We start from the raw sequence: 20729 nt of genomic DNA, 5'->3' as shown, positions 1-20729 counted from the left end.
GATCTTGACAATCGATTCATATTTATAAGTATTGAATACTAAACAACTTTAATAATGAGCAGGCCTAACCGCGTTGAATTCTTCTCAAAACATGATATGATGATCCCGCATATGCTGGAGAAAGCTGAAAGATTACTGGAGCAAGAACACGATTTTTCCGCAATGGATTTAAACGACCTGCTGGAATTTCATCATGTCCACCAGCATTTTGAAAGCGGGTTTTATCTGACGCGTTGGTCTGACGACAAAAAGTTGATTTATCAGGCAAAAGTGCAGGAGGCGATTCAGGCGACAAGAATATTTCTTATTGGCCTTTCTGCCGCAGATTTCAGCTGGGTGATAGGAGAACTAGAATTCAGCAACCGGTCTAATTTTTGGCAGTTATTCCGCTATTTAGAAATTTATAAGCGGGTGGATAAAACACTCTTTGCAGAATTGTTGAATGATCATACCCGTCACATCCGGTATATTCTGTCCCTGGAAAAACTAGTTCAGTTTTACAACGCAGAAGTACATGCGTTTTTATTGAACGCCGAAGAAAGCGCGGAGCTCCTACTTTCTTATTATGAACAGAAACATACGGGCGAGCCTCCTGCATGGTATTTCCCCAAAATCCTGACGGATGCCGATAAAGAAAGGATCATCAATGCTTACCTCGATTCGGAGGAACCAAACCTCAATTTTGTCGAACTGGTAAAGCATGCCAGACAACTGAAGCTATCTCCCCGTATTAGGCTGAAGGCAAAGCAGCTTGCCGGAACAATCAAGGAGCCCATCTTAAACGGTCCTAATGCAATCCGGTTCATCATGGGTGCTGCTTTGAATAAGGATCAGGATGAAGCGGTGACTTTCGAGACCGATGATGACGGCACAATGGCGGTTTACGGCGGCAAATACTTTGATTCGCTGCATAGTGACCTTGAATTGTTTCTTGTGTTCAGTAATCTTTTTTTGTACTCAGACAAAGAAGGGCTGATCACACTGGTCAGCCTTCTTTCGGAGATGAATCAGTTGGAGAAATTGTTCACGCAGTCAAAAAGTGAGTATATGACCGGAATGGTTTTCGCTAAAAAGAATATGCTATCTATGGCGCAGCTCGGTATTTTCGGTCATTATCTCAAAGAACGAGGTCGTTCTATCGAAGTTGTCATCGATGGTTTTATCAATGATTTCTCTAAAGAAAAACTCAGGTATGGCTAACCTGATCTTCAAAATGCCACATGCGGACTTATCTGCGTTTGAGAAGATTCGCCTACTAGCGCCAGAGATGGAATATCTTCTGAAACAATACAGAGCTTTTGTAAATGACGGTGATATAGATCATGAGCTTTTGCAGATGGATTCAACACCGCTTAATCTCAGCGATGTGCCAAGTATGATGTCTAAAAAATACCTGTTCAGCGCACAAAGGACGATTCTTGAATTGCAGGCGATCTTTTTTAATCCGAACAGTGTGCTGGCCGGGCGCGGTGAGAGAGGCGACGATGAGACGGTTTTCCATGCGCTCGCCACTAAGCCAATGTTGAAAACCGATTTTGAGGATTACCAACAACCCTATATCGAGCGTTTTATCGGCGATGGCTACCTGACTGTCAACGAGGAAGGCGTACTTGAAATGGTTGATCCAGTTATGATATTTATTGCAGGCCGTTTATTCGAAAACGGGCATATCAGTTACTGGCATTACTCGCCGAAACTAAGGGCGGCAATCGACCGGATGACAGACGAAGGCCTGCTCGAGACTTCAGACAGTCTGCTAACAAAGGAAGAGACCAGTTACCTAAATTTTTATCTTAATGCGAAGGGGTTTAGTAACGGGCTGGACCTGCGCAATAAATACCTGCATGGCTCCCATGGACGCGATGTTAAACGACAGGAAATGGATTATCTATACTTCCTACGAACGTTTATCGTCATCCTGATTAAGCTTTGCGATGATGTTTTACTGTCGCGAAAATACCGCCAGTCGTGAAATTTGTTTAGTCTGTGCAGATGGCACCTGCATCGGCCGAATCAAAAAGGCAGATCATCGTCATCCGTAAAATCCGGTACTGCCACTGCAGGTGGCGGTGGCGGCGCTGCCGCTTGTATTGCTGGTGCCCTCTTCTGATCGACACTTGTATAGACACTATCCGCGTCATGATCATCATCTTCTGGTTCAGCGTCGTCCTCGAAATAATCAGGAGCGAGACTGACTCTGATTTTCGACAAATCCTGAACACGACCCGGTTTATAAAAAGAAACCTCTTTGTCCTTTAGTATTTTGAAAAATGCATCTTCCTCCAAATAATCATCAGGAGAAGAAAGCCAGCCGTTCATTTTAGCTTCGTAAGCCAACAGCCAATACTTATTATTTAAATTGTCCGCGGATAAAAGTTTTTGCCAGGCGGTGGTATCCAGTCCCTTCGGTAAATAGCCCTGATGGTGTATATCCAATATGGTCATGATAACCACAGGGTTTTCGTTTTTCGAGAGCACTTTTCCGATCTATTCGGATATTTCAATTTTTAGGGATTTCAGGATCCACAAGGCCCGGGAAATCTCAAAATCATTAGAAAGATCAGAATGGTAGATAATGAATTGCTCCAGTGCGTCCTTTATCGCGGATTCATTTATATTGAACCCCTTTTTATAATAGCCGATGAGATTCTGTGCAACATATGGCAATATCTTGGGTTCAATCAGCAAGGCATTCAGCATCAGCGACTGCAGGATTTTCCAATTCTTTACATTAAATACCGTGAACCGCAACTTTGACATAGCGTATGTCAGTACCAATTCATCTGGAAACTTTTTGGCGTAGGTAATGACTGTGTCAAAGAACGTGATAATATCCGTGCGCTGGTAGTTCCAACGATTGCGAAATTTGAATTCCCTGATCTCGCTGAACCATTCGTTCTCTATCACCTCGGGTAGCTCTAGTAAAAGTTCTTTATTTTGGTTAAGCTCCAGCTCGTAATCTTTCAAAGCTTTATGAATCACGGCCCGCCCTTTTTCCAAGTCACCGTGCGTTTTAAAATACAAGTGATAATCATCCACTACGCGTACGCCCTGCACGTATCCTAAACGGCTTTTCATTTCTTTGTCTATGGCAACGAGGATGATTTCCGAAATGATACGACTGGTGTCAGGTCCAATGGGTAATCCTACAGTTTGCCCGTCCTGCAGTTTGCGGCTGTCTTCATCGAGTGCGTTGCCAAAATGCGTATTTCTTTTTCGGTGTTGTTTGGCAACATCTTTAGTATGTAGCGCCCAGGGAATACTGTGGGTGTAAATTGAGCTGTAAAATTTTGCAATATCGACCTTCAGCAAATAACGATACCCAGTCGATCGGATGATTTTTTTTCGGACAGTATTCTTAAAACTCGGTTTTAATATGGAACGTGCAGATGTCGCTTTGGTCGTTATAGGCGACATCGTTACAAAAGATTGGCTGCAATGCGTTAGGATGTCGCCCCAATTTTCAACAATTGTATTGGCCAGCCGGATATAATGCAAAGGATGTGGTATGCCTAGGTTTCGGCGGTAACCTTTTATTTTCGGAATGGAATAGGCGATTGATTTGGTTATAATCCTTTTTTTATTGCCGCTAATTGGATCGAGTTCATCAAGATCAGGTAGTACTTTGGGTAGAACGCTTGGCAGGTCCTCCGTCGTAAACGGAGGTAATAACTCTTCTGGGAAATATCCTTTAACTAATAGGTTCGCTAATTGCATATGATATGGTAAGGTTTTACTAAATATCGGTTTTGAGCCCGTATTACAAACAGTAATTCTTTTTGATGAATTACACTTGAAATTTATGCGCTGTAAACCCCCGAGGCTACCGAAAAAATCCAATCAGCACAATAGTTGCTATAATACCAGTTGCTTACCGGACTCGATAGTGCTATTCAATTGCCAGGTATCTGTACCGCGATTTGCGTCAAAACATTATTATAAATATTGCTTTCTGTTTCTTTAGTTTCAATTGAGATGATCAGACTGTAACGTATAGTCGTATTGGCCTTGTTCAGAGACTTTCGGGTTTTATACCACCCGTTTTTGGGATACACTGCAATTACGTGCTGCAGGGCCAAGTCCGCTCCAGAAGTTGTGATGAAATCCTTTTTTAAGCTGCCTCGGTTTCTTGCTGATTTAAGCGACCATTGTTCACCCTCCCGGTTGATGACGTCATTTTCGTCGGCATCTTCTTCCGATGCTTTAGAAACCCGTCTTTTGAACGTATCTAAATCTTCGGTAGGCTTAATTAGCATGAAATCCAGCCCATGTGAATGATATTGAAAGTTGCTAACCCACTTTCGGTTTCCCGGATTAGGCTCAATAAAATACGAAAGGGTGATTTTCAACCTAACATTGAGCGCGGCCAGCTCATTCATGAGAATAGCCGTTGGCCATGGCAGCTGAAACAAGTGGTAATCATTATATTTCGCAGCATCCTTGCCGACCTGTTGAAAAGGCTGGATCTGGCGCTCAATCACCAAATGCAGGTTATTGGACGCCGAATGAAGCGCCCGGTCGAGATTTGGCACACCGTGACCGAACCTTCTTAACAACACTCTTTTATCGTTCCCGCCTGTTGGGAAATTTCTTGCATTGCCCAGCATTGCCGGTGAATATTCCGCAGAGTGAACAATTAATGCCCGAATCGTTTCAGGCCAGAGGTCAGGGTAATGCGTAGCAATCTCGGCAGCCATTTTTGACGCGAGTGCTGCCGCTCCACTCGTATCGCCAAAAAACTGAAAGCCCTGATCGAGCCGTTTACTAGTGCTGATTAGCTGAAGTTCATCGGCGCTCGAAACGTTTATTCTATTCGTCGTCATATTACCACCTTCGAGGACAATGTCGGGTTTGATAGGCCATTGGTTTTCCCAAATAAGTGAAGTTGAGTTTGAAGGGGACATCCCACCTCTCGGAGCAAGCAAGCTGAACCCCGGATTTTGAGCGGGATTCAGGCGGTCCTTCATCGTGAAAGTGCCGACTGTAAGCGCGTTATAAGATTGGCCGGGATCATGGATGCTGGAAGTATCGTTGAGATCCGTGTAATCTGCATGGTTATTGGTATAGACGTTTCCTCCGCTAATAACGAACAACTGCTCAGGTTCAAAGTTTTCCGCATTTCCAAATGCCAGTTTATCGATCATTGCCGACCAGGAAGACGGCCGGCCACGAAATGCAAAATCAGGATTAGTAACACTCAGGCAGAAAATCCGGCGGTTATCAGGTTGCACACTGGCCGGAAGATTCACGGCATTCTGGGTGATTACACCGTATAATTCAGGATCGTTTTCTACGTCGAATTGTTTGACCTTGAAAGATTCTAAACCATGTCGTATGCGGATCCGGGCAGGGGAAGTGAATGCATCTGTCAGGTCTCCGTATAAAGCAAGTCCCGCCATACCTGTTCCGTGACCGCCCCTGTCCCAGCTATCGTGGTTCCCCCAGGCCGTATTGTAAGCATACATTCTTCCGTTTGGCAAGAACGGTTGGATCAGGGGGTGAAGGTTATTAACGCCGCTATCAAGCAGACAGATCAAAACGGAGTTTTCATTGATATCGGCATCAGTCCTGTCAACTAGGTCCTGAATCCATTGCTCCCTGCCTATTAATCCTTCTCTCGTAAAACATTCCGCTGTTTCCTGGGGATTACGCAATTCGGCGAGGTTATCCAGCAGCAAAAGCGAAGAGGATAACTGGCTCGCAGTAGCTTTAACCAACCGCACCGTATGTTCCGGGAATGTCAAGAGCGAATTACCTACCTGCGCGCCGACCTCACGCAGGTTATCCATAACGCGCCTCGTCCGGAATACATCATTGTCGGTCCTTCTGAACCAGATTTCCCACCATCGCTCTTCGTCGGCATCCGGAAAGGGTAATAACAAACCGTCACTCCAAAACTCCTGAAGGGTAGCCATTTGGATCAGGCTAAGATTCGCGAAAAGCTTATTATGCTTGGGTCCGGTGTTGACTACCTGTCCGTTCTCATCTGTTTTGGAATTGTCTTTTGAAGGATCAAGATACTCCTCTACGTGCTTAATAAAATGACTGATACCGCCTTTGGTCATCATGACCAGCGTCCGGAATCGCTCCGACGGAACTTCATCATCATCTACTTCCTTAACAACCTTCAGAATCTGGTACTTGGGCCTTGCCGTATCATTATGAAGACTGGAAAAACTCAGCGGAAAATTCCATTCGGAAACAAATTCAACGTAGATGGACTCGTCCTGAACAATGTTCGGCGGAAGCGGCTCGTTTTGCAACTGTTCAAACTCCTGTTGCAGCTGATTAAGCTGCGCCCGGATGGACGCTCCATGAATCCCCCGGTTTTGATTGGCAATGCTAAACGGGTCAACAACAACGCGTGGATACTGATAGTCCTCGCTGGATGAAAATCCTTCGAGTTTGATGTGCGGTAAGTTTGGAATAACTGGCATTAGATCTGTTTCTTGTGAAGGGCTTGGTTAAGTAAAGATAAAGATAATGAATTTCTGTCGTTCAAAATCATATCCTTAATTACCTCTTCACAGGCTTTCGCCAGATCTGAATAATTTAAGTTTTCAGCAACTTCAGCTAGACGTTCAAAATCGGGAGTTTCGTCGAAGTCAAAGAATAGGGTTTTATCTCGTAAGATCTGCGCAGCTTCCTCTATTGTAGGAAGTGGATATCTGATCACTTCATCAAAGCGGCGAAACAAAGCCTTGTCCAACGAATCAGGAAGATTGGTAGCGGCAATGATAATACTCTCACTTTGATCTTTTTCAATATTGATCAGGAAACTGTTGAGTACCCGCTTTACTTCGCCGACGTCTTGACTCAAGTGTCGATGGGAACCAATAGAATCAAATTCGTCAAACAGATAAACAGCACGCTGTGATGGCATCGAATCGAAGATTAAACGAAGCTTGACAATGGATTCTCCCATAAACTTCGACATAATTCCGTCCAGTCTTACGATAAATACCGGAATGCCCAGTTCACCGGCGATGGCCTCGGCGGTCATCGTCTTGCCACAGCCCGGAGGCCCCATTAATAACAGCTTGCGCTGCGGGTAAAGGTTGTGCTTACGCAATATCTCTGATTTTCGCTGCTCATCGATTACCCGTGTAAGAGTAGTCCGTAATTCTGGTTCTAGAACCATATCCTTAAGCGAAATCTGTGGCTGGAAAATATCGATTAATTCTGCAAGCTCGCGTTTCTGAGGGGATAAATGAATAGTTTTATTTCGGTCTAAAACATGATGTGACCTTTTCTTTTTGGCCAGATCAATCAAATCCCTTAGCTCGGCTGCAATGTTGTTATGGCCCTGACGAGCTTCAGAAGCAGCTATTTGTATAGCTGAAGAGAAAAAACGATCCTCATCACCCTCTCCGAATGATTTGATCAAACTCTTAATTTGTTCCGCAGCCGCCATTGCGCAAAGTTAATGATAAAGTAGGATTGTAGCCTTGAAGATAAGTAATTTTAACAATATAAAGGATAAACCTACTGATTTATTTAGTTTAACGTATTTGCAACTGCTTTTGTTGCAGATATGCCCGAGCACGATGGCCGCTCGATAAGATGTATAAAGGATAACTGAACATTATCATCACTAATTATCTATTCATTAAAGCTACAGGTCAGCTTTAGATTTAAGACGGCTCAATGTTTCTGGCGACATGTTCAAGAAGGAAGCTACTATTTTGTTTGATAGGCGTTGAATGACCTTAGGGTTAAAACGCAGTAATTCTTTATAACGCGCTGATGCATCTTTCATGATTTCCCGCTGGTAGATCTTCAAATTGTTCATGTAAGCATATTCCAGGTAGTTTCTAAAGAACTTTTCCCATGCAGGTATAACATTTAGCAAATAATAAAAATCCTGCCTGCTAATTCTTAACAAGTTGGTTTCTTCCAGAGTCTGCAATGCTTCCATGGATGGCTCCCCAGAAATAAAGCTGGCCAGTCCCGTAGCAAATTCATTTTCAAAGGCAATATTACGCGTCATATCCAGTCCGTCTTCCCGAATAAAATAGAAACGTACACAGCCTCTGTCAATGAAATTCATAAACTGGTTTACCCTACCTATTTCTACCAAAACCTCATATTTGAGGTGCCGGCTTGGCTTGAAAAAGCTTAGCACCAACGCTATCTGTTCCTCTGTTAGATAAACGACATTGTTAATATAGGATCTTAGCTGATCCTTGCTTATTGTATTCACTCAACAAAATTAAAGATTGGCTATGACCACAGCTGCTTTATCATTAAAAAATTCACGGGTGGCCAGTACCATACCAATGATCGCTGCGATTCCGCCTAAAAGATAAATGTATTCATAATGTACGCCACCTGCAATAAGACCAGCAATTGGTGCCGTAACGCCCATACCCAGATCAAAGAAGGCGTTATAGGCGGCCATTGCCATCCCCCGGTTATCAGCGGAAACCTTTTTAATGGCTAGTTGCCCGAAGGATGGAAATACTAATGACATGCCACAACCTGTTAGTATGGCCCCTACCATTGCAAATATCCCATTCGGCGCCTGCCAGATCAACAATTGACCAGCAGCCTCGATAGTCAGGCAAAAGATAGCCACTCTTGCCCCGCCAAATTTGTCGGGAAAGTGAGCAAAAAACAGGCGCATAACGATATAGCCTGCTCCAAATGCACTAAGAGCCAGGGAGGCATCTGCCCAGCCCCTTTGCAAAAAGTACAGGGTGATAAATGAAGCTATACCGCTAAAGCCGATGCTGGCCAGCGCCAGTCCGCTTCCGGCTCGCCACACCAGTTTTATAGCTTTATAAAAGGGAAGTCTTTTTTCCAGATCCTGCATGGATATTTTTGGCAGTAAATTCGTTATTAAAAAACTAATGAGAGGCAGAAGCATGATCGCTGCAAAAGAGATGCTCAAGCCCATTTTGGTCTGAAGCAAAATGCCTAAAGGGGCACCAAGCGCCATGCCGCCGTGCATTCCTAAGCCATTCCAAACCATGACCTTACCGGTGTTTTTTTGACCGACCAGTCGGAAACCCCAGGCAAAAATGCCGATGACCAGGTAACTTTCACCTATGCCTAGTAAGATTCTTCCTATCAACAATAATACTAGACTACTTAGGTGGTAGGAATTGAACCATAAAGACAATAGACAAAAAAATCCGGAGAGCGCGGATAAGCCTAAGCCGATAGATACGGTTATTTGACCACCCTTTGTATCTGCGGATTCGCCTGCCAGATGGCGCGTCAGTAAGGTGGCTAAATATTGAAGACCAATAACCAGCCCAACTGTAATGTTATTATAACCTAAGTTACGGTGAACATATTCCGGAAGTGTTCCAAGCGAAACCCCCATGATGAGGAACTCAAAAAATATGATGGAAAATACTATAGCCAGGCATTTGTTAAGTGTAATATTTCTCTGTTGTGTTGACGACATAGGAACCGCTTTTTTTTCGACAAAGTTATCGCAATAGCTTTACCTAAAGATTGATGCAGGTCAATAAATACACATTGATGGCCTATTGATATATTGATCTGATTGTATAATGCTTTATAGGTATTGCTCGCTTCGCAGCGTTTGAGGATCAAGACAGGATACCATTTAATTCTTCCAATTTTCAGTCCTTGGTCTAACATTGTGAAGTTTAATGCTTATAAAATTAAGTTTGCATAATAAGTAACTAAAAAGTCTGTTACGATCTGAGAAGCTATTGAAATATCCGCTATTATTAAAGAGATAATTTCGATGCATCCTCAAAGCATTTACTCATCAAACATTGTACGGCTGTTTGGGTTATTTTGCCATGCCGATAGCAAACGGCACATTCTCCTATGGAAAACTTTACAATGTTGCAGTTCTTCGAATGGTATTACCCGGCAGACGGTAGCTTATGGAAGCAATTTGCAGCGGAAGCGCAGCGCCTGAAAGATATGGGGATCGAATCTGTATGGCTGCCTCCGGCGCATAAAGGTATGGAAGGCAACCAGTCAAACGGGTACGATTCTTATGACCTCTATGACCTGGGCGAGTTTGACCAGAAAGGATCTGTCGCTACCAAATACGGAACCAAACAGGAATTGATTGATGCGGTTGCGGCAGGTAAGCAAGCGGGTTTGCGCGTCTATTGTGATCTGGTGTTGAACCATATGGGTGGTGCTGACGAAAAAGAAACAATCACCGTGCGTAAAGTGGAACCAACCAGTCGTAATGAGTTCATCAGTGAGCCCTACCAGATCGAGGCTTTCACCAAATTTACTTTCCCCGGACGTCAAGGCCAGTATTCGCAGTTCGTATGGGATCATCAGTGCTTCGCAGGTGTAGACTGGGATGCCGGTAATGAAGAAAGCGCCATATTCAGTATTCAGAATCAATATGGTGAAGGCTGGCAGGACGTAATGGATAACGAAAACGGCAATTACGATTACCTGATGCTTTGTGATATCGACTTTCGTAACCCGAATGTGCGGGGAGAGTTCAAGCGCTGGGGTAAATGGTTTTATGATACCGTGCAAATGGATGGGTTCCGACTGGATGCGATCAAGCATATGGATCCGCAGTTCTACAATGAATGGCTGGATTTTATGAGAGCGGAATACGGCAAGGAACTTTTCACGGTAGGTGAATACTGGGCGCCGTACGATCTCCCTTCTATGGTTAGCTATATTGATGCCACTGAAGGGCGGATGTCTTTATTCGACGCACCGCTTCAGGCTAATTTTCACAAAGCATCTAAATCCGGAAACGAATATAACCTGTGCACCATCTTCGATGGTACGCTGGTACAAACCAACCCGATGCTGGCTGTAACGCTCGTGGAGAATCACGACACCCAACCCTTACAGTCACTGGAACAACCGGTAGAAGGCTGGTTCAGGCCACTGGCCTATGCGCTGATCCTGCTGCGGGCTGACGGATATCCCTGTCTGTTTTACTCAGACTTATATGGTTCACATTACCAGGATACCGGCGGCGACGGTGAGGACTATAAGGTAACACTGAATAAGGTTGACGAACTGGAGGCTCTTTTGTATTCCCGGAAAAACCTGGCTTATGGCGAGCAACGGGATTATTTTGATCACCCGAATTGCATTGGCTGGACAAGGAGCGGTGTTGTAGACAGACCCGGATCAGGTTGCGCGGTGCTTATTTCCAACGGAGAAGCCGGCAACAAGTACATGGAGATTGGTAGGGAGTTTGCAGGCAAAAGTATGATTGATCAGCTTGGAAAGATGGCGGAGGATATCGTCGTTAATGAAGACGGCTGGGCAGAATTTAAAGTGAATGCCGGCTCTGTTAGCGTTTGGACCTTAAAAGAATGATGATAGCAACCGTCAAACCATCCGATAAGTATTCTTGGAAAGGCGATATACGATTGTCGTTTCTTTGTAGAATCCGGAGTAAAGTCGAATGCCGCAATGTTTAAATATGACCGGACAAAGAATTTTAATTATAGAAGATAGCCCCGATATCGCAGATGTTCTGAGCTCGATCCTTACCGATGAAGGCTACAAGGTTACTGCAAGAACAGAAGCCAGCGACATCGTTAAGCTCGTGATCGATAATCAACCTGACCTGATCATCACAGATTATATACTTGAGGGCATCAATGGCGGGGAGTACTGCGCCACCCTAAAACGGGATGAACGTACATCGCATATACCCGTCATCATTTTGTCGGGATATGGAAAACTTTTGGAATCATTGGGCGATTACGGCGCTGACAAGATCGTTGATAAACCATTCGACAACGCGCATTTACTGATAACCGTTGCCGGATTGCTGTAGTCATTTGAGAAGAAGAGTTTGCGTACCAAGCTTAAAAATTCAACTTGCATTAAAGTTTTAATGCCCTATAATCCTCTGATAGCTATTCGATTGCTAAAAATGGTTCGGAAAAAAAATTGACTCATCCTGTTTACCTAACGTTTTTGAAAGCTTTGGTCACAAACGGACGGCTAATGTTAAAGAACAGAAAACCACTAACACCTGAGGACGTTATCGAGATTCTTGGAAGTAATGGAGAAATAGTGACCCTGGAAGAAGCAAAGTCAATCTTGGAATTCCTAAAGAACTTAGCTAAATTAGCACTAGAGCAATATTTTGAAAGATGAAGACGGCATATCTATATATCAGGGTTAGTACCGATGAGCAAGCAGATAAAGGATATTCACAACGTTGGCAAGAGGAGACTTTAAGGAGATACTGTTCAATCAATAGTATCCAAATAATGGAAGTTGTGATGGAAGACCACTCTGCCAAAAACTTCATCCGACCTGCTTGGAAACAACTTTTAACTGATTTAAAAAAGAAAAAAGGAAGAATTAATCTTATCCTCTTTACTAAATGGGATCGGTTCAGTAGGAATACCGGTGATGCGTATGGTATGATCAACACCTTAGCCAAATTAGGCATAGAAGCGCAGGCCATCGAGCAACCGTTAGATCTGAGTATTCCTGAAAATAAGATGATGCTCGCCTTTTATCTTGCCGCTCCGGAGGTTGAAAATGACAGAAGGGCGTTGAATACGTTTGTTGGTATGCGACGTGCCAGAAAGGAAGGTCGTTTTATGGGTGTGGCCCCTTTAGGCTTTGTAAATAAGATCACAGGATCCGGGAAAAAATATATTGATATTAAAGAACCCGAAGCTGGCATTATGCGGTGGGTATTTGAACAGTTAGCCGAAGGACAATATGCTGCTGACCATGTCAGAAAGCAAGCTAACAAGAAAGGCCTAAAATGCGGCAGCGCACACTTTTGGAATATCATTCGCAATCCGGTTTATTGCGGAAGAATAGAAGTTGCTCCCTACAAAGATGAAGAGCGTTATTTTGCGCAAGGTCAACATGAAGGTATAATTTCAGAAGATCTATTCTACAGAGTACAGGACGTGCTCAACGGAAGGACAAAGGGCGCTTGGGGGCCTAAAATGGTTTCAGTGGACAAGTTACCATTACGGGGACTAATCATTTGTCCTGAGTGTGGCAGGATGCTTACTGGCAGCTCATCAAAGGGATATAGCACCTATTACACTTATTACCATTGCCAATCCCGTTGTAAAACAAGATACCGTGCAGAAGATGCCAATGACAAGTTTGAGGAAGTCCTGAGAAAGTTAGAAATAAAACCAGGCAGAGCTGAGATTTTTGAAAATGAGCTTTTGGTACTCTATAATGCCCAATACAGGAATGGCAATGGTGCACGAAAACAGGTCCTCGAACAAATCAGTGCCATCAATGTGCGCCTTGGTAACGCTAAAAAGAAATATTATAACGAGGAAACGGATGTAACGGAGTACCGTAAATACAAGGCTGAATGCGAGGCCGAGATAGAGAAACTTGAAGCAAGACTTATGGAACTGGCTAATGGCGCTCAAAAGATAGATTCATTGCTAAAAAAGGCCATTGGCAATCTGCAAAAGCTGATTCTTTATTGGAATGACTTTGATTCGATGGGTAAAAGGCGGTTAGTTAATTCGGTTTTCCCAGGAAAATTAAATTTTGACGGAAGCACTTATCGAACTGCTCGGCTTAACGAAGTGATAGAGCTTATCTACTTAAATACCAGCGACTTACAAGCGAAAAAAAAGCAGGAAAATGAGATATTTTCTCATCTTCCTGCTTCAGTAGCGGGGAGCAGGATCGAACTGCCGACCTTAGGGTTATGAATCCTACGCTCTAACCATCTGAGCTACCCCGCCGTATAGGTTGTATCACTTTCGGGTCAGGCCTAAAAGGACTTCCTAAAAAGGTTTGCAAATATAGGATAAATTACTTTTCTTTAGAAAAAATGTTAAAATTTGAAGTTCAGCCTTCAAACCGCCTGTAAACCTGATATATGTCCGACAAGAAAAAGTTTCACCTGGAGTATGAGATCAAATCATCCCCGCGCATTTTATTTAATTTTTTAAGCGAAGCCAACGGACTTACACAATGGTTTGCCGATAAAGTAAGTTTCAGCAACCAGATTTACACCTTTACTTGGGATGATGAGGAGCAGAAAGCCAAGTTACTAGGCATAAAAGAAAATAAGTTTGTACGTTTCCGCTGGCTGGACGATGATCCGCAGTGCTATTTTGAAATGGAAATTGTACAGGATGAACTTACCAATGATGTGGCCCTCAGCATAACCGATTTTGCCACCGAAGATACTATTGCCGAGCGCAAACTTATTTGGAATAACCAGATAGATTATCTTATCGGCGTAATAGGCGCCTAAAACCAGCCTCTTTATTAAGCACCTTATACCTATAATAATGAACGCCGCTTTAGCGTTTACAGGTACGCCTTTGCCCGTACTGTAGCTAAGTAACTGGTATAAATGCTTAACTTTACACCGTGAAAAAGATACACCTCTTAATTTTAAAGTCCTTCATCAGGCCCTTTATTGTTACCTTTTTCATTGTGATGTTTGTGTTGTTGATGCTGTTTTTGTTTAAATACATCGATGACTTAATAGGTAAAGGGTTTCAGTGGTATATCATTCTCGAACTGATGATGTATGCCTCCATGACCAACGTAGCCATGGCCCTGCCACTTTCTGTACTGTTATCGTCTATCATGACCTACGGTAGCCTGGGCGAAAATTATGAGCTGGTGGCTATTAAATCGGCTGGTATATCACTGGGCCGTGCTATGTATCCTATGATGATTGTGGTGACGCTGCTCAGCATCAGCGCCTTTGTTTTTTCTGACTACATGCTGCCCATCGCTAACTTTAAATACTACTCCTTACTGTACGATGTGCGTCAGCAAAAAACATCATTTCTAATTTCTGAAGGCGTTTTTAATGACAGCTTTCCTGGCTATTCTATTCGCGTAAAAAAGAAAGATCCCGATGGGCAAACCCTCCACGGTGTAATGATTTACGAGAAGAAAGAGGGCATGACAGATATGGCCGTAATTTTTGCAAAAGAGGCCGTAATGTATCGTACGCCGGATGATATGTATCTGGTGCTTAAACTTAAGGAAGGGATACGTTATGAGGAGGAACCGGGAAAATCGAGCTTTAACACCCGGCAGCAATTCAGGCGCATGCGCTTTGCTACTACCGAGCAAAAGTTCGACCTGGGCGGTTTTAAGCTTAAACGTACCGATGCCAATGAGTGGCGGTCCACCATACAAATGATGAATTTGAAACAACTTACAAAGTTTCAGGATTCAACCATTAAAGCCGTTAACAAGGCCAGTAGCGCTAACTATAGCTTAATATCACCATACTTAAAATACTTTTCCGTTCCCCAAAAAATGCCTGCCGGCACCAATGTTACGCCGGTTGCTGCAAGTGCACCTATTAAAAGCACCACGCCCGACAGGCAATTAGCTAGTGCATTAAGCGAGGCTCAATCGGTGCGCGAAACACTGCGCAGTATAGCCGACAGGTATAAAGAAGAATCTAAGGGCATCAGGCGTTACTCTATCGAGTATCAAAAGAAGTTCACCCTTTCGGCCGCTTGCCTGGCATTGTTTTTAATCGGTGCGCCGCTGGGCGCTATCATTCGTAAAGGTGGTTTGGGGCTGCCTGTAGTAGTGTCGGTAATTTTCTTTTTAATTTACTACATTATTGCTACGATTGGTGAAAAATCGGCCAAGGAGGGCAATATTACCCCTTTTACGGGTATGTGGATGGCTATTTTTATTCTAACGCCTATTGGTCTCTTCTTGTCATACAAAGCCGCCAATGATTCTGTTCTGTTTGATGCGGAGGCTTATAAACGATACTTTAACAAGCTATTTAAGGGCCGAAAGAGCAACAAAGCCGTTCAAGGCTGATTTTACAAACTACAGACGAGTTTACTTGCGCTATACCTTAACTTTGCTATATACTTACTGCATATAATACCATTAAGCGCCCATTGACGCGGTTTATTTGCTTGATGCCTTTACACACATGTTAAACACCATACCCGAAGCTGTTGAAGCTATAAAAGCCGGAAAAATCATTATTGTTGTTGATGATGAAGACCGCGAAAACGAAGGTGACTTTTTAGTTGCCGCCCGTTATGCTACACCTGAAGCCATCAACTTTATGGCCCGCTTTGGTCGCGGGCTTATTTGCGCTCCTATTACCCGCCAACGGGCTTTGGAGTTGGAGCTGGCACCGATGGTTAATCAAAATACGGCTACATTAGAAACCAGCTTTACCGTTTCGGTCGATCTGTTGGGGCATGGATGTACAACAGGTATTTCGGCGTCAGACCGCTCTAAAACCACGCTGGCTTTAATTGACCCGGCTACTAAGCCTGCTGATCTGGGTCGCCCTGGGCATGTCTTCCCTTTGATAGCTAAAGATGGCGGTGTATTACGCCGTTCGGGCCATACAGAAGCGGCCATAGATCTGCCTGTGATGGCTGGTTTGGAGCCTGCCGGCGTTATATGTGAAATAATGAAAGAGGATGGCGAAATGGCCCGATTGCCCGAGCTCTTAGAGCTGGCTAAGGAGTTTGATCTCAAAATTATTTCAATTAAAGACCTGATTGCTTACCGCCTGGGCAGCGAAACTTTGATTGACCGCGAGGTTGCCGTTAAAATGCCAACACAGTGGGGCGACTTTGAAATGATTGCCTATACGCAGCGAAATACCGGTGAGCATCACCTGGCCCTTATAAAAGGTAGCTGGGAGCCCGATGAGCCCGTGCTGGTACGTGTACATAGTTCATGTGTTACAGGCGATATTTTTGGCTCGTGCCGGTGCGATTGTGGCCCGCAATTGCACAAAGCAATGGAGCGGGTAAGTGAGGAAGGCAAAGGCGTAATTGTTTATATGAATCAGGAAGGCCGCGGTATAGGTTTAATTAACAAATTAAAGGCCTACCAGCTTCAGGAAAGCGGATTGGATACTGTTGAGGCCAATATTCAGTTAGGCTTTAAAATGGATCAGCGCGATTATGGAGTAGGGGCGCAGATTATACGAGATTTAGGCATCTCCAAAATGCGCCTAATGAGCAACAACCCTACAAAGCGTGCCGGTTTAACAGGCTATGGTATAGAGGTGGTAGAAACAGTGCCTATTGAAATTGTGCCCAACCCGCACAATGAGGCCTACCTGAGAACTAAGCGCGACAAGATGGAGCATGCTATTTTGAAAGATCATTAAGACGCTTTTTCTAACCTTCCTGAGAGATGAGGGGTTTGTAAAATACGTGTTGTATTAATATACATCAACAAAAAAGCCTTAGCAATTTGCTAAGGCTTTTTTGTTGATGCTTAATGGATGCCCATAAATATTCGGCTCCAGCGTATTTTGTTAAGGAAGCTGGCGTTGCTGTCCCAACTCATCCATACAAATAAGGCCTTACCCACAATGTGGTCTTCGGGCACAAAGCCCCAAAAGCGCGAATCATATGAATTATGGCGGTTATCGCCCATCATCCAGTAGTAGTTCATTTTAAAGGTATAGGTGTTGGCTTTTTGGCCGTTGATGTAAATATCAGTACCTTTTACCTCCAGCTTATTGCCTTCGTAAACAGTTATAGCCCGTTTGTAAAAAGGCAGGGTAAGGCTATCTAATTTTACTGTCCAGCCCTTTTTGGGTACTATAATAGGGCCATAATTGTCCTGGTTCCATTTACCGTAGTGAGGGTCGTTTGGAAAAACGGTGCCGCTTTCGTCAATCGAGTCTTTAGGCGTAACATGTGCCTTTACCTTGGTTACATTCTCAAGCCGTTTAAGCGCAGCTGCGGAGCCGGCTGTCATGGTTGGGAAATTGTTGTAAGGAGAAGTAGACGGTGTTATATGTAATTCATCAACCAGTTTGGGGTTTACTTCTGTGCCGTTCGTCTCTACTTCGTAGTTGATTTGACTTTCGGGCGGCGATGGATTAGCCTTGCCGTTTACAAATACCTGTGCGTCGGCAATAGATAGGGTATCACCTGGTGTGGCCTGGCAGCGTTTAATGTAATTCTCGCGCTTATCAACCGGGCGGTAATACGGTGAATCGGCTTCCATGGGGTAATTGAAAACCACTACATCACCCTTTTTAATTTCGCTCAGGCCAGGCAAACGGTAGTAAGGCAGCTTTACGCCATCCCAATATGCTTTGGTACCTATAATAGGCATGGTATGGTGCGCAAACGGAAAAGCGATAGGCGTCATGGGTGTACGTGCGCCATAATTTACCTTGCTTACAAATAAAAAGTCGCCTACCAGCAACGAACGCTCCATTGATTCGGTCGGGATGGTGTAAGCCTCAATAAATAAGGTACGTATTAACGTTGCAGCAATAACAGCGAATAATATAGCGTCAAACCATTCGCGGGTTGCGCTCTTTTTCTTTTTTGTCTGGTTGTTATTTTTATCCCAGAATTTCCAATTCATATTTAATATAATTAAACCTCACCAGCAGGGGTTAGGCGTTAAAGGTAAACATATCTGTTACCTGGTAAAATCCTTTTTTATCTTTAACCCATTCGGCAGCTAACACAGCACCCAGCGCAAAACCATTGCGGTTATGTGCGGTATGCTTAAACTCAATGCTGTCAACTTCAGAGTCATAAAGTACGGTATGTGTTCCCGGTACGCTTTCAATCCGGTGCGATTCTATAAGCAGTTGGTTGTTGTTCAGATTGTCATCTGCTGTTTCGCCGGTATCGCTTACCAAAACGTTTTTCCACTCATTTTTAGCTTCCAGACCGTCCAAAATGCCTTCGGCAATAGTGATGGCCGTACCGCTTGGCGAATCCAGCTTTTGGGTATGATGAATCTCCTCTACCTGTACCTCATAATAAGGATAATTATTCATGATTTTGGCCAAAATACGGTTAACGTGAAAGAAGATATTCACGCCAACGCTATAGTTAGAGCCATATAATAAGGTATTGTTACTCGTAAGGCATTTTTGTTTTACTTCGTCCAGTTGTTCATACCAGCCGGTAGTACCAACCACAATGGGAACGCCTGCCTCAAAGCAACGTTCAATATTGCTGATGGCCGATGCCGGTGTAGTAAACTCAATCATCACGTCGGCCTTTTGCAGGTTCTCGGGGGTGGCCTCGTGCAGGTTGTCTTGGTCTATTTTCAGTACAATTTCGTGCTGGCGATCAGTGGCTATTTTTTCTATGATCTTGCCCATTTTGCCATAACCGAATAATCCTATCTTCATGAAAATTAATAGTATTGACTTATAAATTGAGGTTATTTCATGGTAAAGGTAAGCTTTATAACCGGCATTACCGAAGGCATGGCTCCCGCTGCATAAATAGGCCCCGTTGGCATAATGCCCGGCGTTACCTTAAAGCTCAGGTCGCGGTCCATGGTATACGAGTGGATAAACTTGGCGTCAATATAAGCATCTATCATTTGTATGCCCCAGGCACCCATAACACCCAAAATACTCAATTGAAAATTACGCTGATAACCGTTTACAGCGCCTTCTAATTGCGTAAGATTTGCGTTCTGTGTATTAACGTAAAGATCGGTTATGGTTTTGGACGTTTCAGCATCCGGACGGTCGCCATTGCGGCGCATCTGGTAAACTTTAAGGTATTGCTTATAATACCTGCTATTAAATTCGAGCGCCAATCCTAACGATCCTAAACCAGCGTAAATAAGGGGTACTTTCCACCAGCGGTGATTGTAAATTTGTCCCCATCCAGGTACAAAACCCGAGCGGCGAAATGCCAAACCCGGACTGTGGGTACTATCGGGGTTGTATTTTTTTTTATTCTTTTTAGCTAGTATCTTAGGCAGAACTGGCTTGGAGGCTACTGAATCTCGTACGCGGGTCAAACTATCATTAACGCTTTTAGTTTTCACAGTATCAGGCTTTTGAGCCTTGGCTGCGAATGCAAAAAATGTTAAAAGTGTAATGATAAGTACTTGTTTCATGGCTACCAGTCCAGCATTTCTAAAATACGGGTCAAATCGTCTTGTGATAAAAAGGGGATTTCAATACTGCCTGCGCCTTTGTTGCTCACTTTTAGTTTCACCTTTGTGCTAAATTTAGAAGCCAGGTCATCCTGAATCTTTTGTATCTGAAAGGATACCGGCTCAGGTTTACGTGCCTCTTTCTTTTGGGCGTTACCTTGCTGCAGATCGCGCACCATTTCCTCAACCTTACGAACCGAAAGGCCATGCTGCAAGATTTGCTGGTGCAGGTGTACTTGCTTTATCGGGTCTGTTATCGTAATTAAGGCGCGGGCGTGTCCCATGCTAATATCACCATCGCGAATGGATGCCTGTATGCTGGGCGGTAATTTTAATAAACGCAGGTAGTTGGTAACCGTGCTGCGGTTTTTACTAACGCGCTCGCCTAGTTCTTCCTGTTTAAGGCCGCATTCATCCAGCATACGCTGAAAGCTGAGCGCAACCTCCATGGCATTCAGGTTTTCACGCTGAATGTTTTCTATCAAAGCCATCTCCAGCATTTGCTGGTCGTTAGCGGTGCGTATATAGGCAGGTATGGTATTTAAGCCTGCACGTTTTGATGCACGTAAACGGCGCTCGCCCGATATAAGCTGATAGGAATGTGAATTTACCCGGCGTACGGTAATGGGTTGTATTAAGCCTTGTACCTTAATGGATTCGGCCAGCTCTATTAAAGCCTGCTCATCAAAATCAGTACGGGGTTGAAAAGGATTTATTTCAATTTCGGCTATACGTATTTCATTAACAGAGCCTAATCCGTTGTTGTTGTGGCCTACGCCACCGGTTTCAGGCGCTGTGTAGCTTTTTTGCGAGTTGATGCTGGTTGAGTCGTCCAGCAGGGCGCTCAACCCCTTACCTAATGCTTTCTTCTTGTCTACGCTCATTACTTC

At 43.9% G+C, this 20729-nt stretch carries 18 protein-coding genes and 1 tRNA gene; 8 read left to right on the top strand and 11 right to left on the bottom strand.

The genetic code is table 11. From position 1 onward, the window contains the following. Window positions 1-54: 54 nt before the first annotated feature. Together ABDD95_RS20155 and ABDD95_RS20150 are read left to right on the top strand one after the other, a co-directional pair. A complete protein-coding gene (locus ABDD95_RS20155; protein WP_345949153.1) occupies window positions 55-1200 on the top strand; it encodes a hypothetical protein in 1146 nt (381 codons plus the stop codon). Further along, the gene (locus ABDD95_RS20150; protein WP_345949152.1) at window positions 1193-1972 is read left to right on the top strand and encodes a hypothetical protein; all 780 of its coding nucleotides are present in this window, start codon (window positions 1193-1195) and stop codon (window positions 1970-1972) included. The genes ABDD95_RS20155 and ABDD95_RS20150 overlap by 8 nt, the downstream gene beginning before the upstream one ends. A 41-nt stretch (window positions 1973-2013) precedes the next feature. On the opposite strand, the gene ABDD95_RS20145 is transcribed toward ABDD95_RS20150, so the two are convergent. The 6 genes from ABDD95_RS20145 to ABDD95_RS20120 all read right to left on the bottom strand — a co-directional run bounded on the left by ABDD95_RS20145 (window position 2014) and on the right by ABDD95_RS20120 (window position 9415). After that, entirely contained in the window at window positions 2014-2445 is a 432-nt protein-coding gene (locus tag ABDD95_RS20145; RefSeq protein WP_345949151.1) for a hypothetical protein, read from the bottom strand. Window positions 2446-2487: 42 nt separating this feature from the next. Further along, window positions 2488-3717: an RNA-directed DNA polymerase gene (locus ABDD95_RS20140; protein ID WP_345949150.1), complete on the bottom strand. Its 1230-nt coding sequence runs from the start codon at window positions 3715-3717 to the stop codon at window positions 2488-2490. A 176-nt stretch (window positions 3718-3893) separates the two neighbouring features. Further along, a complete protein-coding gene (locus ABDD95_RS20135) occupies window positions 3894-6437 on the bottom strand; it encodes a S8 family peptidase (RefSeq protein ID WP_345949149.1) in 2544 nt (847 codons plus the stop codon). After that, the gene (locus ABDD95_RS20130; RefSeq protein ID WP_345949148.1) at window positions 6437-7414 is read right to left on the bottom strand and encodes an AAA family ATPase; all 978 of its coding nucleotides are present in this window, start codon (window positions 7412-7414) and stop codon (window positions 6437-6439) included. The genes ABDD95_RS20135 and ABDD95_RS20130 overlap by 1 nt, the downstream gene beginning before the upstream one ends. A gap of 201 nt (window positions 7415-7615) precedes the next feature. Next, complete coding sequence (locus tag ABDD95_RS20125) at window positions 7616-8203, bottom strand: Crp/Fnr family transcriptional regulator (RefSeq protein ID WP_345949147.1); 588 nt, start codon at window positions 8201-8203, stop codon at window positions 7616-7618. A 9-nt stretch (window positions 8204-8212) separates the two neighbouring features. Further along, on the bottom strand, window positions 8213-9415 hold the full coding sequence (locus ABDD95_RS20120; protein ID WP_345949146.1) for an MFS transporter: 1203 nt from the start codon (window positions 9413-9415) through the stop codon (window positions 8213-8215). A gap of 395 nt (window positions 9416-9810) precedes the next feature. On the opposite strand from ABDD95_RS20120, the gene ABDD95_RS20115 reads away from it, so the two are divergent. From ABDD95_RS20115 to ABDD95_RS20105, 3 genes are all read left to right on the top strand, one after another. After that, on the top strand, window positions 9811-11298 hold the full coding sequence (locus ABDD95_RS20115) for an alpha-amylase (protein WP_345949145.1): 1488 nt from the start codon (window positions 9811-9813) through the stop codon (window positions 11296-11298). A 106-nt stretch (window positions 11299-11404) separates the two neighbouring features. Beyond that, a complete protein-coding gene (locus ABDD95_RS20110; protein WP_345949144.1) occupies window positions 11405-11764 on the top strand; it encodes a response regulator in 360 nt (119 codons plus the stop codon). 322 nt (window positions 11765-12086) lie between these two features. Continuing rightward, window positions 12087-13643, top strand: a complete 1557-nt coding sequence (locus ABDD95_RS20105) for a recombinase family protein (RefSeq protein WP_345952118.1) — start codon at window positions 12087-12089, stop codon at window positions 13641-13643. Here ABDD95_RS20105 and ABDD95_RS20100 read toward each other — a convergent pair. Continuing rightward, a tRNA-Met gene (locus tag ABDD95_RS20100) sits at window positions 13603-13676 on the bottom strand. The two genes, ABDD95_RS20105 and ABDD95_RS20100, sit on opposite strands and share 41 nt — an antisense overlap. A gap of 137 nt (window positions 13677-13813) precedes the next feature. Between ABDD95_RS20100 and ABDD95_RS20095 the strand changes: the two genes are divergently transcribed. The 3 genes from ABDD95_RS20095 to ABDD95_RS20085 all read left to right on the top strand — a co-directional run bounded on the left by ABDD95_RS20095 (window position 13814) and on the right by ABDD95_RS20085 (window position 17071). Continuing rightward, window positions 13814-14194, top strand: coding sequence for an START-like domain-containing protein (locus ABDD95_RS20095; RefSeq protein WP_345949143.1), 381 nt, complete (start codon window positions 13814-13816; stop codon window positions 14192-14194). A gap of 119 nt (window positions 14195-14313) precedes the next feature. Then, on the top strand, window positions 14314-15747 hold the full coding sequence (locus ABDD95_RS20090) for an LptF/LptG family permease (RefSeq protein ID WP_345949142.1): 1434 nt from the start codon (window positions 14314-14316) through the stop codon (window positions 15745-15747). 118 nt (window positions 15748-15865) lie between these two features. Beyond that, on the top strand, window positions 15866-17071 hold the full coding sequence (locus ABDD95_RS20085) for a bifunctional 3,4-dihydroxy-2-butanone-4-phosphate synthase/GTP cyclohydrolase II (protein WP_345949141.1): 1206 nt from the start codon (window positions 15866-15868) through the stop codon (window positions 17069-17071). Between the two features lie 110 nt (window positions 17072-17181). Here ABDD95_RS20085 and lepB read toward each other — a convergent pair whose 3' ends face one another. The 4 genes from lepB to ABDD95_RS20065 are packed head-to-tail and all read right to left on the bottom strand — an operon-like array spanning window position 17182 to window position 20723. Then, the gene (gene lepB, locus ABDD95_RS20080; RefSeq protein WP_345949140.1) at window positions 17182-18291 is read right to left on the bottom strand and encodes a signal peptidase I; all 1110 of its coding nucleotides are present in this window, start codon (window positions 18289-18291) and stop codon (window positions 17182-17184) included. A 31-nt stretch (window positions 18292-18322) separates the two neighbouring features. Beyond that, window positions 18323-19075 (bottom strand): 4-hydroxy-tetrahydrodipicolinate reductase, encoded by a 753-nt coding sequence (dapB, locus tag ABDD95_RS20075; RefSeq protein ID WP_345949139.1) that lies wholly within the window; start codon window positions 19073-19075, stop codon window positions 18323-18325. 32 nt (window positions 19076-19107) lie between these two features. Then, window positions 19108-19800, bottom strand: a complete 693-nt coding sequence (locus ABDD95_RS20070; protein ID WP_345949138.1) for a DUF5683 domain-containing protein — start codon at window positions 19798-19800, stop codon at window positions 19108-19110. A gap of 2 nt (window positions 19801-19802) precedes the next feature. Further along, window positions 19803-20723, bottom strand: coding sequence for a ParB/RepB/Spo0J family partition protein (locus ABDD95_RS20065; RefSeq protein ID WP_345949137.1), 921 nt, complete (start codon window positions 20721-20723; stop codon window positions 19803-19805). Window positions 20724-20729 lie beyond the last annotated feature (6 nt).

This window comes from Mucilaginibacter sp. PAMB04274, from assembly GCF_039634385.2.
In the GTDB taxonomy this organism is placed as follows: Bacteria; Bacteroidota; Bacteroidia; order Sphingobacteriales; family Sphingobacteriaceae; genus Mucilaginibacter.
This window is presented reverse-complemented; position numbering and strand designations above follow the sequence as displayed.